Source organism: Aeromonas sp. sia0103 (assembly GCF_963895295.1).
Taxonomy (GTDB): Bacteria; Pseudomonadota; Gammaproteobacteria; order Enterobacterales; family Aeromonadaceae; genus Aeromonas; species Aeromonas encheleia.
Genome location: NZ_CAWQKG010000022.1, coordinates 247,094 through 259,007 on the forward strand (window position 1 = coordinate 247,094; position 11,914 = coordinate 259,007).

12 protein-coding genes are annotated in these 11,914 nt (G+C 60.7%); 11 read left to right on the forward strand and 1 reads right to left on the reverse strand.

What is annotated here, in order from left to right:
- Positions 1-164 precede the first annotated feature (164 nt).
- The 9 genes from AACW18_RS09590 (at position 165) to nqrM (ending at position 8,009) form a co-directional block, all read left to right on the forward strand.
- Complete coding sequence (locus AACW18_RS09590; RefSeq protein WP_042654102.1) at positions 165-473, forward strand: BolA family protein; 309 nt, start codon at positions 165-167, stop codon at positions 471-473.
- 438 nt (positions 474-911) lie between these two features.
- Positions 912-2,255 carry a Na(+)-translocating NADH-quinone reductase subunit A gene (locus AACW18_RS09595; protein WP_218388506.1) on the forward strand — a complete coding sequence of 448 codons (1,344 nt, stop codon included), beginning with the start codon at positions 912-914 and terminating at the stop codon, positions 2,253-2,255.
- Between the two features lie 3 nt (positions 2,256-2,258).
- Positions 2,259-3,488, forward strand: coding sequence for an NADH:ubiquinone reductase (Na(+)-transporting) subunit B (locus tag AACW18_RS09600; protein ID WP_042654100.1), 1,230 nt, complete (start codon positions 2,259-2,261; stop codon positions 3,486-3,488).
- Positions 3,478-4,266 carry a Na(+)-translocating NADH-quinone reductase subunit C gene (locus AACW18_RS09605; RefSeq protein ID WP_042654099.1) on the forward strand — a complete coding sequence of 263 codons (789 nt, stop codon included), beginning with the start codon at positions 3,478-3,480 and terminating at the stop codon, positions 4,264-4,266. Before AACW18_RS09600 ends, AACW18_RS09605 begins: the two co-directional genes overlap by 11 nt.
- Entirely contained in the window at positions 4,259-4,891 is a 633-nt protein-coding gene (locus AACW18_RS09610) for an NADH:ubiquinone reductase (Na(+)-transporting) subunit D (protein WP_042654098.1), read from the forward strand. Before AACW18_RS09605 ends, AACW18_RS09610 begins: the two co-directional genes overlap by 8 nt.
- A gap of 3 nt (positions 4,892-4,894) precedes the next feature.
- Entirely contained in the window at positions 4,895-5,491 is a 597-nt protein-coding gene (nqrE, locus tag AACW18_RS09615) for an NADH:ubiquinone reductase (Na(+)-transporting) subunit E (protein ID WP_005330713.1), read from the forward strand.
- A 17-nt stretch (positions 5,492-5,508) separates the two neighbouring features.
- Positions 5,509-6,732 carry an NADH:ubiquinone reductase (Na(+)-transporting) subunit F gene (nqrF, locus tag AACW18_RS09620; RefSeq protein WP_042654097.1) on the forward strand — a complete coding sequence of 408 codons (1,224 nt, stop codon included), beginning with the start codon at positions 5,509-5,511 and terminating at the stop codon, positions 6,730-6,732.
- A 3-nt stretch (positions 6,733-6,735) separates the two neighbouring features.
- A complete protein-coding gene (locus AACW18_RS09625) occupies positions 6,736-7,773 on the forward strand; it encodes an FAD:protein FMN transferase (protein ID WP_042654096.1) in 1,038 nt (345 codons plus the stop codon).
- 11 nt (positions 7,774-7,784) lie between these two features.
- Complete coding sequence (gene nqrM / locus AACW18_RS09630; RefSeq protein WP_042654095.1) at positions 7,785-8,009, forward strand: (Na+)-NQR maturation NqrM; 225 nt, start codon at positions 7,785-7,787, stop codon at positions 8,007-8,009.
- Positions 8,010-8,082: 73 nt separating this feature from the next.
- Here nqrM and AACW18_RS09635 read toward each other — a convergent pair whose 3' ends face one another.
- Positions 8,083-8,289, reverse strand: coding sequence for a hypothetical protein (locus tag AACW18_RS09635; RefSeq protein ID WP_042654094.1), 207 nt, complete (start codon positions 8,287-8,289; stop codon positions 8,083-8,085).
- 129 nt (positions 8,290-8,418) lie between these two features.
- Here AACW18_RS09635 and dinB point away from each other — a divergent pair, with 129 nt between their 5' ends.
- Both dinB and AACW18_RS09645 read left to right on the forward strand, forming a co-directional pair.
- Entirely contained in the window at positions 8,419-9,471 is a 1,053-nt protein-coding gene (dinB, locus tag AACW18_RS09640) for a DNA polymerase IV (protein ID WP_042654093.1), read from the forward strand.
- A 66-nt stretch (positions 9,472-9,537) separates the two neighbouring features.
- Entirely contained in the window at positions 9,538-11,679 is a 2,142-nt protein-coding gene (locus tag AACW18_RS09645; RefSeq protein WP_218388507.1) for a methyl-accepting chemotaxis protein, read from the forward strand.
- Positions 11,680-11,914: the final 235 nt, after the last annotated feature.

Below are 11,914 nucleotides of genomic sequence, written 5' to 3' on the forward strand. Positions count from 1 at the left end.
GCCCGGCAGGCGTGTGAAGTGGCGCTATTCTAGCGGGGGCGGAGAATTTCACCAGCCCGGTGCGACGCGCGGTGGCGGCCCTATTTCCCGCCGGCCTGATGCATCGGGGGCACAACCCTGGCTACAATGGCCAGACATCCATCTTGGGAGTCTTTGTCGTGAGCATGCAACAACAGATCGAGGCCAAACTGGCCGCAGCCTTGTCCCCCAGTCACCTTGAGGTGATCAATGAGAGCTACATGCACAGGGTGGAGCCGGGCTCCGAGAGCCACTTCAAGGTGATAGTGGTGAGCCAGGCGTTCGAGGGGCAGCGCCTGCTGGGGCGTCATCGTCAGGTCAATGCCGTGCTGGCGGACGAGTTGGCCCATGCCATCCATGCGCTGGCGCTGCATACCTATACCGAGGCGGAGTGGCAATTGCGGGAGCAGGCCCCCAAAACCCCGGGCTGTGTCAGCAAGTCCCCCTTTGCCTGAGTCGTTGACCTTTTCATTACTCAACTGTCGATTAATTAACAAAATCATCACAACTCGCTCGTGGCGCTAGCCCCCGGCCCCGAGCGCATCGCCCGCGAGTGAGGATTACTTTTTCTAATCAACCTTTGGGATACGTAAAATTACCCCTAACTGGGTAGTAAAACAAAAAATCCTTTAAAACCACGGGTTGCGGGGGCGGCAGGGAATTATTCATTAGAGGTTAATTTTGTGATAGCGCGGGGATTTTCCCCATTTGGCGTGGCGACTGACTTGTCTAAGGTGGTAAACTCAGTCGCTTTTGAATGAACCTGTATGTTGCTGATTTGTTTGTTTTATCGACAATTTGCCGCGATATTGACGGGCTCATTCAACAACTCGTCGTGATGTATTTCTCGGCGCTAACCAACCTGTCTTCCCTTAACGGTAGTGCAAGTGAGTATGATTACAATTAAAAGAGGACTGGACATCCCCGTGCTGGGTGCTCCGGAGCAAGTAATCTACGATGGCCCGGCCATCACCCGTGTTGCTACACTCGGCGAAGAGTTCGTGGGGATGCGTCCTACTATGTTCGTCAAAGTAGGTGATCGCGTCATTAAAGGTCAGGAGCTCTTCGAAGATAAGAAGAATCCCGGCGTTAAATTCACGGCCCCTGCCACCGGTGTGGTTTCTGAGATCAACCGTGGTGCCAAGCGTGTTCTGCAATCTGTCGTCATCGACATCGATGGCTCTGACGAGCAGGTGACCTTTGAACACTTTGCGTCTGCCGAGCTTGCACAGCTCGAGCGCAGCAAGGTGCAGGAGATCCTGGTCGTATCAGGCCAGTGGACCGCATTGCGTACCCGTCCATTCAGCAAGGTGCCGGCAGTGGGCTCTGCCCCGCGTGCCATCTTCGTCACCGCGATGGACTCCAACCCGCTGGCTGCCAATGCCGAGCTCATCATCAAGGAACAGGCCCAGGCCTTCCTCGATGGCCTGAGCGTGCTGAGCCGCCTGACCGATGGCAGCGTCCACGTCTGCAAGGGTGAAGGCAGTCTGCCGCACTCCAACCTGGCGCAAGTCAAGGAAGCCGTGTTTGTTGGCCCGCATCCCGCCGGTCTGCCTGGCACCCATATCCACTTCCTGGATCCGGTCGGCAGCAAGAAGGTGCAGTGGCACATCAACTATCAGGATGTGATCGCCTACGGCAAGCTGTTCACCACGGGTCAGATCTTCACCGACAAGGTGATCGCCCTGGCCGGTCCGAACGTGGTCAAGCCACGCCTGCTGCGCACCCGCATGGGCGCCTGCATCAGCCAGCTGACCAACAACGAGCTGCGCGCGGATGAAAACCGTGTCATCTCCGGTTCCATCCTGAGTGGTGCCAAGGCCGAAGGGGTCCATGACTACCTGGGTCGTTACCACAATCAGGTGAGCGTGCTGGGCGAAGGCCGTGAGAAAGAGTTCCTGGGTTGGGTCAATCCCAGCGCCGACAAGTTCTCCATCACCCGTACCACCCTCTCTCATCTGATGAAGGGCAAACTCATCAACTTCACTACCACCACCAACGGTAGTGATCGCTCCATGGTGCCTATCGGCAACTATGAGCGCGTGATGCCGCTCGACATCCTGCCGACCCTGCTGCTGCGGGATCTGGTCTCCGGCGACACCGACAGCGCACAGTCGCTCGGCTGCCTGGAGCTGGATGAGGAAGATCTGGCGCTCTGTACCTTCGTCTGCCCCGGCAAGACAGAGTACGGCCCGATCTTGCGTGAGTGCCTGGCCAAGATAGAACTGGAAGGTTAAGCGATGAGTTTCAAGCAACTTCTTGAAAATTTGGAACATCACTTCGAGCCGGGCGGCAAGTACTCCAAGTACTATGCCCTGTTCGAGGCGGCGTATACCCTGTTTTATACCCCCGGGTCCGTGACCCGCAATGCTGCCCACGTCCGTGATGCGATCGATCTGAAACGCATGATGATCATGGTGTGGCTGGCCGTGTTCCCGGCCATGTTCTGGGGCATGTTCAACGTCGGTAATCAGTCCATCGCCGCCATCGCCCATCTGGGCAGCGCGGCCGGTGCCGATACCTGGCAATACACCATCGCGACCCTGCTGGGTGCCTCGCTGGATCCGGCCGTGGCCGGCATCGGCAGCAAGATGCTGATCGGTGCGGCCCACTTCCTGCCCATCTACCTGACCGTGTTCCTGGTCGGTGGCTTCTGGGAAGTGCTGTTCGCCATGGTGCGCAAGCACGAGATCAACGAAGGCTTCTTCGTGACCTCCATCCTGTTCGCCCTGATAGTGCCGCCCGAGCTGCCCCTGTGGCAAGCCGCGCTCGGCATCACCTTCGGTGTGGTGCTGGCCAAGGAAGTGTTCGGTGGTACTGGCAAGAACTTCCTGAACCCGGCCCTGGCGGGTCGTGCGTTCCTGTTCTTCGCCTACCCCGGTCAGATCTCCGGCGATGCCGTCTGGGTGGCCGTTGACGGCTATTCAGGCGCGACCGCGCTGAGCCAGTGGGCCCAGGGCGGCCAGATGGCGCTGATCAACGGTGCCACCGGCGAAGCCATCAGCTGGATGGATGCCTTCCTGGGGAACCTGCCGGGTTCCATCGGTGAAGTCTCCACCCTGATGATCCTCATCGGTGCGGCCATGATCGTCTACATGCGGATCGCCTCCTGGCGCATCATCGCCGGTGTGATGATCGGCATGGTGGCCACCTCCCTGCTGTTCAACGTCATAGGTTCCGACACCAACCCCATGTTCAACATGCCGTGGCACTGGCATCTGGTGCTGGGCGGCTTCGCCTTTGGTATGGCCTTCATGGCGACCGATCCGGTCTCCGCCGCCTTTACCAACAAGGGCAAGTGGTGGTACGGCGCCCTCATCGGCGTCATGGTAGTGCTGATCCGGGTAGTGAACCCCGCGTTCCCGGAAGGCATGATGTTGGCCATTCTGTTTGCTAACCTGTTTGCCCCCTTGTTTGACCATTTCGTGGCGCAGGCGAACATCAAGCGGAGGATCGCACGTGGCGTTTAATAAAGACTCAACCATCGGCACCCTCACCGTGGTGACCGGTCTGTGTCTGGTGTGTTCCATCGTGGTCTCCGTGGCCGCCGTGGGGCTGCGCCCGGCTCAGCTGGAAAACAGGGCGCTGGACAAGCAAAGCAACATCCTGTCCGTTGCCGGTGTCGATGTCAGCTCCGTGGCCAAGCGTGATCTGGCCCAGCTGTATGGCAACAAGATTGAAGCGCGCCTGGTCGATCTGACCACGGGTGAGTTCGTTGACGGCGATGCCGACAACTTCGACACCAAGCTGGCGGCGAAGGATCCGGCCAAGAACATCCGTCTGGCCCCGGCCGACGACAAGGCTGGCCTGCGTCAGATCTCCAAGCTGGTGCCGGTGTTCTTCGCGAAGGACGCAGAAGGCAAGGTCGACAACATCATACTGCCGGTCTACGGCCAGGGTCTGTGGTCCACCATGTACGCCTTCGTGGCGGTCGCGGCCGATGGTCAAACCATCAAGGGCATCACCTACTATGATCACGGCGAAACACCGGGTCTGGGCGGCGAGATCGAGAATCCGGCCTGGCGTGAACTCTTCGTCGGCAAGAAGCTGTTCGATCAAGACGGTCAGCCCGCACTGCGGGTGATCAAGGGGCATGCTCCGGCTGGTTCCGAGCATGACATCGATGGCCTGTCCGGCGCGACCCTGACCGGCAATGGCGTACAGCACACGTTTGACTTCTGGATGGGACCCAAGGGCTTTGGTCCTTTCCTGGCCAAGGTTCGTGCAGGAGAAATCAACAATGGCTGACAAGAGCGAAATGAAAAAATTGCTGTTGACGCCTGTGCTCGGCAACAACCCCATCGCCTTGCAGGTGCTGGGTGTCTGTTCCGCGCTGGCCGTTACCAGCCAGATGAAGACGGCGTTCGTGATGACGCTGGCCGTTACCGCGGTCACCGCCTTCTCCAACCTGTTCATCTCCCTGATCCGCAATCAGATCCCGAACAGCGTGCGGATCATCGCCCAGATGGCGGTGATTGCCTCGCTGGTTATCGTGGTTGACCAGGTGCTCAAGGCCTATGCCTATGACATCTCCAAGCAACTGTCGGTATTCGTGGGTCTGATCATCACCAACTGCATCGTGATGGGTCGTGCCGAAGCCTATGCCATGAAGAGCGCCCCGCTGCCCTCCTTCCTGGACGGTATCGGCAACGGTCTGGGTTACGGCGCCGTGCTGCTGGCCGTGGCCACAGTGCGTGAAATCCTGGGCTCCGGCACCTGGTTCGGTATCGAGCTGCTGCCGCTGGTGAACAATGGTGGCTGGTATGTGCCTAACGGCCTGCTGCTGCTGCCGCCGAGTGCATTCTTCATCATTGGTCTGATCATCTGGGGCGTTCGCACCAAGGATCCCAAGCAGGTGGAGGCAAAGGATTAAGGTATGGAACACTATCTGAGTCTGTTGATTCGTTCGATCTTCATCGAAAACCTGGCGCTCTCCTTCTTCCTGGGGATGTGTACCTTCCTGGCGGTGTCCAAGAAGGTCAAGACGGCCATGGGTCTGGGTATCGCCGTCATTGTGGTACAGACCGTGGCCGTGCCGGCCAACAACCTGATCTACAACTACGTCCTGAAAGATGGCGCCCTGGTATCCGGCCTGGATCTGAGCTTCCTGAGCTTCATCACCTTCATCGGGGTGATCGCGGCGCTGGTGCAGATCCTGGAGATGGCGCTGGACAAGTATTTCCCTGCGCTCTACAACGCCCTGGGTATCTTCCTGCCGCTCATCACCGTGAACTGCGCCATCTTCGGTGGCGTCTCCTTCATGGTGCAGCGTGACTACAACTTCGTGGAGTCTGTGGTCTATGGCGTGGGCTCGGGTGCCGGTTGGATGCTGGCCATCGTGGCGATGGCGGGGATCCGCGAGAAGATGAAGTACTCCGATGTTCCGGAAGGCCTGCGTGGCCTCGGCATCACCTTCATCACCGCGGGTCTGATGGCGCTGGGCTTCATGTCCTTCTCTGGTATTTCCCTGTAATCGGAAAGGAAATATAGATGGAAATTATTCTGGGTGTGGTCATGTTCACCGTGATCCTGCTGGCCCTGGTGGCAGTCATTCTGTTCGCCAAGTCCAAGCTGGTGACCGCCGGTGACGTGACAATCAGCATCAACGGCGACCCGGCCAAGGCTGTCACCAGCCCGGCGGGTGGCAAGCTGCTCGGCGTGTTGGCCGGCAGCGGTATCTTCGTCTCCTCCGCCTGTGGCGGCGGTGGCTCCTGTGGTCAGTGCAAGGTGCGGGTGAAAGCCGGCGGCGGCGATATTCTGCCGACCGAGCTGGATCACATCAGCAAGGGCGAAGCCCGTCATGGCGAGCGTCTGGCCTGTCAGGTCACCGTCCGTTCCGACATGGACATCGAGCTGCCGGAAGAGATCTTCGGGGTGAAGAAGTGGGATTGCACCGTTATCTCCAACGATAACAAGGCCACCTTCATCAAGGAGCTCAAGCTGCAGATCCCGGACGGCGAGAGCGTGCCGTTCCGCGCCGGTGGTTATATCCAGATCGAAGCCCCTGCCCACCACGTGCAGTACAAGAACTTCGATATTCCCGAGGAGTATCGCGGGGACTGGGATCGCTTCAAGATCTTCGAGCTGGAGTCCAAGGTCAATGAGCCGATCATCCGTGCTTATTCCATGGCCAACTATCCGGAAGAGTTCGGCATCATCATGCTGAACGTGCGGATCGCGACCCCGCCGCCCAGCAACTGGACCGCGCCTCCCGGCCAGATGTCCTCCTATATCTTCAGCTTGAAAGCTGGTGACAAGGTGACCATCTCGGGTCCGTTCGGTGAGTTCTTCGCCAAGGACACCGACGCCGAGATGGTGTTCGTCGGCGGTGGTGCGGGCATGGCGCCGATGCGCTCCCACATCTTCGATCAGCTGCGTCGCCTGAAGACCAAGCGCAAGATGAGCTTCTGGTACGGTGCCCGTTCCAAGCGCGAGATGTTCTATGTCGAAGACTTCGACATGCTGGCCGCCGAGAACGACAACTTCCAGTGGCACGTCGCGCTGTCCGATCCGCAACCGGAAGACAACTGGGATGGCTACACTGGCTTCATCCACAACGTCTTGTTCGAGAACTATCTCAAGAACCACGAGGCGCCGGAAGATTGCGAGTTCTACATGTGCGGGCCTCCCGTCATGAACGCTGCCGTCATCAACATGCTGAAAAACCTCGGTGTTGAAGACGAAAACATCCTGTTGGATGACTTTGGTGGTTAATCCATGCACAGTGTTGTAAAGACCTGGCTAGCCTTCGGGCTAGCCTTTTTCTTGACGGGGTGCGGTCAGGAAACGGTCCAATCCAAGCCGGAGATCCACATCACCGGCAGCACCATGGGTACCTATTATTCCATCAAGGTGGCGGATGGCAGCGTCACAGACGCGGCCAAGCTGCAGGCCGAAGTCGATGTCCTGCTGGAGCGGGTCAATGATCAGATGTCGACCTACCGCCCCGATTCCGAGCTGTCGCGCTTCAACCAGCACAAGGGCTCGACCCCGCTGGTGGTGTCCCGCGACACAGCACGGGTGGTGACCGAGGCCATTCACATTGGCCGCGAGAGCCGCGGCGCACTGGATGTGACCGTGGGTCCCCTGGTCAATCTGTGGGGCTTTGGCCCGGACAAGCGGCCGACCAAGGTGCCGTCCGACGAGCTGATCAGCCAGACCCGCCAGAAGACGGGGCTGGGCAACCTGCACGTGATCACCTCCGCCGATGCCGATACCCTGCAAAAAGACATTCCGGATCTCTACGTGGATCTCTCCGCCATCGCCAAGGGTTTCGGGGTGGACAAGGTCGCCGAGTATCTGGAATCCCTGGGGTCGCGCAACTACCTGGTGGAGATCGGCGGTGAGCTGCGCATCAATGGCGTCAACGGCAAGGGACACCCCTGGCGCGTCGCCATCGAGAAGCCGACCGCCAATGCCGGCTCGGTGCAGGAGGTGATCCTGCCGGGGGACAACGGCGTAGCCACCTCGGGTGAGTATCGCAACTACTACGAGATGGATGGCAAGCGCTTCTCCCACACCATAGATCCGGTGACGGGCAAGCCCATCCAGCATCGCATGGTATCGGTGACGGTGATCCACCCCTCCTGCATGACCGCAGACGGGTTGGCGACCGTGTTCATGGTGATGGGGCCTCAGAAGAGCCTGGCCTATGCCAAGGAGCGGGGTCTGGCGATCTTCATCATCACCAAGACGGACGACGGCTTCGAAGAGGCCTATTCGGATGCCTTCAAGCCCTATCTGGTTAAGAAGTAAGGGGTAACAACATGCAGATTTTTCTGATTACCTTCGGGGTGTTTCTGGCGGTAGTGGTGGCCATGGCCATCGGCTACATCTTCCAGAAGAAGACCATTTCCGGTTCCTGTGGAGGGCTCGGCACTATAGGGATCGAAAAGGAGTGTGATTGCCCGGAGCCCTGCGACAACCGCAAGAAGAAGATGGCCAAGGAAGAGGCCCGTCGCAAGATGCTGGTCGATAACCGGATCATCTGACTCGCGGCCCCGGTCGCAACAGCTCTCGAATGCCAGCGAGCCGACCCATGGTCGGCTCGCTTTTTTATGGCGCTCAGTAGTCGTACTGGCGACAGCGCTTCTTGTTGAACTCCGCCTGCCAGCGCGCCAGCTCCTCCCGGGTGCCGAGCTCGTCCCCCTGTTTGATGGCCTTCTCCAGCAGCTCGATGCGCTCGAACAGCCAGCTGCACTCCGCGGTCGGTTGATCCTTGGCCATGCCAAGCAGCGGCAGCAGGCAGAGTCCCAGCCAGAATTTTCTCATCTCTCTCCTCCTTGAGTCTCAGATTGAACGGTGCCTTAAGAGTCTATTCTCTCTCCTCCGCTCGCGTGCTGGCAGAAATGACAGTGCTGGGGTAGCATGGGAATATTGCCTGTCTATTTATACAGTGGTATGCGCAAGATCATTCACATCGACATGGACTGCTTCTTCGCCGCGGTGGAGATGCGGGACAACCCGGCCCTGCGCGAGGTGCCGCTGGCCATCGGCGGTTCCGCCGATCGGCGCGGCGTCATCTCGACCTGCAACTATGTGGCGCGCCGCTTCGGGGTGCGCTCCGCCATGCCGAGCGGCCTGGCCATGAAGCTCTGCCCGCCACTGGTCCTCATCCCTGGCCGGATGGCGCTCTACAAGGAGGTCTCCCGCCAGCTGCGCGCCATCTTCCTGCGCTACACCGAGCTGGTGGAGCCGCTCTCTCTGGACGAGGCCTACCTCGACGTCACCGACAGCCCCAACTGCGGCGGCAGCGCCACCCTGATGGCGGCCGAGATCCGCGCCGCCATCGTCAGCGAACTGGGGCTGACCGCCTCGGCCGGGGTCGCGCCGAACAAGTTTCTGGCCAAGCTCGCCTCCGAGCAGCGCAAGCCGGACGGCCTGTTCGTGATAAGGCCGCAGGAGGTGGACGAGTTTGTGCGCCAGCTGCCCCTCGGCAAGTTGCCCGGCATAGGGCGCAAGACCGCGGATCGGCTGGAGTCCCAGGGGCTCTACTCCTGCGAGGACGCCAGGGCCCTCTCTGCCGAGGAGCTCTGTGCCCGCTTCGGCAAGCTGGGAGAGATGCTGACGGGGCGGATCTGGGGCCAGGACGATCAGCCGGTGCAGGCCCAACGGGTGCGCAAGAGCATAGGGGTGGAGACCACGCTCGCCAGCGATGTGCTGGACGAGGCGGCCTGCTGGCAGGTGTTGAGCCAGCTCATCCCCGAGCTGGAGCTGCGCTTCGCCCGGGCCTGCCCCGCCGAGGCGCTGATGGGGCAGGGGATCAAGCTCAAGTTTGCCGACTTTCAGCAGACCACCGTCTACCGCCGCGGGGGTTATCAGGCCGCCCTGTTCCACGACCTGCTGCACGAGGGGCTGCAAAGGGCTCAAGGAAAACCCATTCGCCTGCTCGGCCTGGTGGTGGGTCTGCCCGGTGCCGGGGAAATCAACCAACTCAGCCTGGATCTGAGTTGATATGGTTAAGTTTTTGTTTCCTAAACCGATACAGTACTTACACCTTTAGAAGTCAGGAAATGTGGCATGAGTTCTCTTTCTGTTCAGGGCCGGATCACCCTGATCGCCGGCTGTTGTTTACTGGCCAGTGCCGCGGCACTGGTGGCGTCCTCCCTCTTCAATGCCGCTCGCATGCAGGAGCAGGTACTCACTTCCACCACCCTGGAGGCGCAACATGCGGCGGAGAACTGGATGCAGGCCATGGGTGCTACCCAGGCGGCCAGGGTGACCAGCTATCTCGATGAAGCCTATTTCCGGGCCACCCTGCTGGCCGAGAGCGTACTGTTCCAGCGCAAGAACGCGGCCGACAACTTCGTCCACTCGGAGGCGCTGCGCGGCGCGGTGAACCAGCAGCTGCAGGATGCGGCAGAATCGTCCGCCAACCTGCTCGGGGTCTATGGGGTCTTCGAGCCCAATCAGCTCGATGGCGAGGACGCCAACTACCAGGGCTCGACAGCGCTGGGGGCCAATGACAAGGGGCGTTTCTCCAGTTACTGGGCCAGGGTCGATGGCAAGGTGACGCTGGAGGTCATGGATGAGGCAGTGCTGGCCGACGACAAGCCGACCGCCAACGGCGGGGTGGAAAATGGCTGGTACAGCTGCAGCATCCGCTCGCGGGCCCTCTGCCTGCTCGAGCCTTATCTCGACGAGGTCGGCACCCAGGAGGTGCTGATGACCTCGGTGACGGCGCCCCTGCTGGAGCAGGGGACCCTGCTCGGCATGGTCGGGGTGGATATCTCCTTGACCAGGCTGCAGAGCCTGGTGGAGGAGATGGACAAGACCCTCTATGAGGGGCAGGGCAAGGTGCTGCTGCTCAGCCACGAGGGCCGAGTGGCCGGGGTGGAGGGATTCGAGGTCAGGCTCGGCAACCTCCTTGGCCAGCAGGATCAGGGGCTGGCGACGGATCTGAAGGGCTGGCTCGGCCAGGGCGAGGTGGTTACCCGCTGGAGCCCGGATGGCGCCTTGTTGCAGACCTTCGTGCCGGTCAGGATGCGTGGCACCGATCGCAAGTGGGGCATCTACATCGAGCTGCCCCGCGCCGTGGTGCTCTCCTCTGCCCTGCAGTTGCAGGGGGAACTCGAAGGCCAGGCCCAGCGCAGCGTGGTCGCACAGCTGCTGATCGGGGGCGTGATCTCGCTGCTCGCCCTGCTCTGCATCTGGCTGATGGCGCAGCGGATAGTCGCCCCCATTCGCATCGTGGTGGCCCGTCTCAAGGACATCGCCAGCGGCGAGGGGGATCTGACCCAGCGTATCGAGCTGCAGCGCGATGACGAGATCGGCGAGCTGGCCAGGTGGTTCAACAACTTCCTCGACAAGCTGCAATCCACCATCAGTCAGGTGATCGATACGGTCGCCGGCACCCGGGCCAGCGCGACCCAGGCGGCGCAGGGGGCCGAGCGCACCAGCGCCGGCATGCAGGCCCAGTATCAGGAGGTGGATCTGGTCGCCACCGCGTTCGAGGAGCTGAGCGCCACCGCCTTGCAGGTGGCGGGCAATGCGAATTCGGCGGTGGATGCGGCCAATCAGGCCGACACGGCGGCGCAGGAGGGCAAGTCCGTGGTGGCCGACACCCAGCAGGCCATGTCCAGGTTGATGACGGTGATCAGCGACGCCAAGCCGGTGGTGGAGCGGCTGGCGGCCAACAGCGACAACATCAACGACATCCTCATCGTCATTCAGGGGATCGCCGAGCAGACCAACCTGCTGGCGCTCAATGCCGCCATCGAGGCCGCCCGGGCCGGCGAGCAGGGGCGTGGCTTCGCGGTGGTGGCCGACGAGGTGCGCAACCTGGCCGGCCGCACCCAGAATGCCATCGTCGAGATCCAGACCCTGATCAGCCAGCTGCAGTCGGGCACCGAGGCGGTGGTCAAGGCGATCATGACGGGCCACAGCCAGGCGGATGTGACGCTCGGCAAGGTGGAGCTGTCGGTCAGCGTGCTGGAGCAGATCATCCAGGCGGTCGGCACCATCCACCAGATGAACGAGCAGATTGCCCGTGCGGCCCAGGAGCAGAGCGGGGTGGCGGACGAGATCAACCGCAACGTCAGCAACATCCGCGATGTGAGCCACACCATCAGGGCAGAGGCGGCCACCTCGGCCGACAACGGACGCGAGTTGTCGCAACTGGCGGACAAACAGCAGCAGCTGGTGGGGCAGTTCAAGGTATAGGGATAAGAAAAAAGGCGCCATCCAACCGGAGGCGCCAAACACATTCAGATGACAGACTGGGTTAAATCGGTCCGATTTAAGCCCTTCTTCCCGCAGAGGAAGAAACACAACACCACAATCTTTGCCGGCCCACTCACAAAAACCACATGTAAACCAACATGGAAGAGAAGGTGTGAGCCATATGGCAACGGATTGCGTGGCGAATTATGTTTATTCACTGGTCGGCCCGCAACCG

Bases quoted from the DNA above. Each gene is read 5' to 3' on its own strand.
- AACW18_RS09625 (WP_042654096.1), top strand. From the start codon at position 6,736: ATGCACAGTGTTGTAAAGACCTGGCTAGCCTTCGGGCTAGCCTTTTTC.
- AACW18_RS09600 (WP_042654100.1), top strand. From the start codon at position 2,259: ATGAGTTTCAAGCAACTTCTTGAAAATTTGGAACATCACTTCGAGCCG.
- AACW18_RS09595 (WP_218388506.1), top strand. From the start codon at position 912: ATGATTACAATTAAAAGAGGACTGGACATCCCCGTGCTGGGTGCTCCG.
- nqrF (WP_042654097.1), top strand. From the start codon at position 5,509: ATGGAAATTATTCTGGGTGTGGTCATGTTCACCGTGATCCTGCTGGCC.
- nqrM (WP_042654095.1), top strand. From the start codon at position 7,785: ATGCAGATTTTTCTGATTACCTTCGGGGTGTTTCTGGCGGTAGTGGTG.
- AACW18_RS09590 (WP_042654102.1), top strand. From the start codon at position 165: ATGCAACAACAGATCGAGGCCAAACTGGCCGCAGCCTTGTCCCCCAGT.
- AACW18_RS09645 (WP_218388507.1), top strand. From the start codon at position 9,538: ATGAGTTCTCTTTCTGTTCAGGGCCGGATCACCCTGATCGCCGGCTGT.
- dinB (WP_042654093.1), top strand. From the start codon at position 8,419: ATGCGCAAGATCATTCACATCGACATGGACTGCTTCTTCGCCGCGGTG.
- nqrE (WP_005330713.1), top strand. From the start codon at position 4,895: ATGGAACACTATCTGAGTCTGTTGATTCGTTCGATCTTCATCGAAAAC.
- AACW18_RS09635 (WP_042654094.1), bottom strand. From the start codon at position 8,289: ATGAGAAAATTCTGGCTGGGACTCTGCCTGCTGCCGCTGCTTGGCATG.
- AACW18_RS09610 (WP_042654098.1), top strand. From the start codon at position 4,259: ATGGCTGACAAGAGCGAAATGAAAAAATTGCTGTTGACGCCTGTGCTC.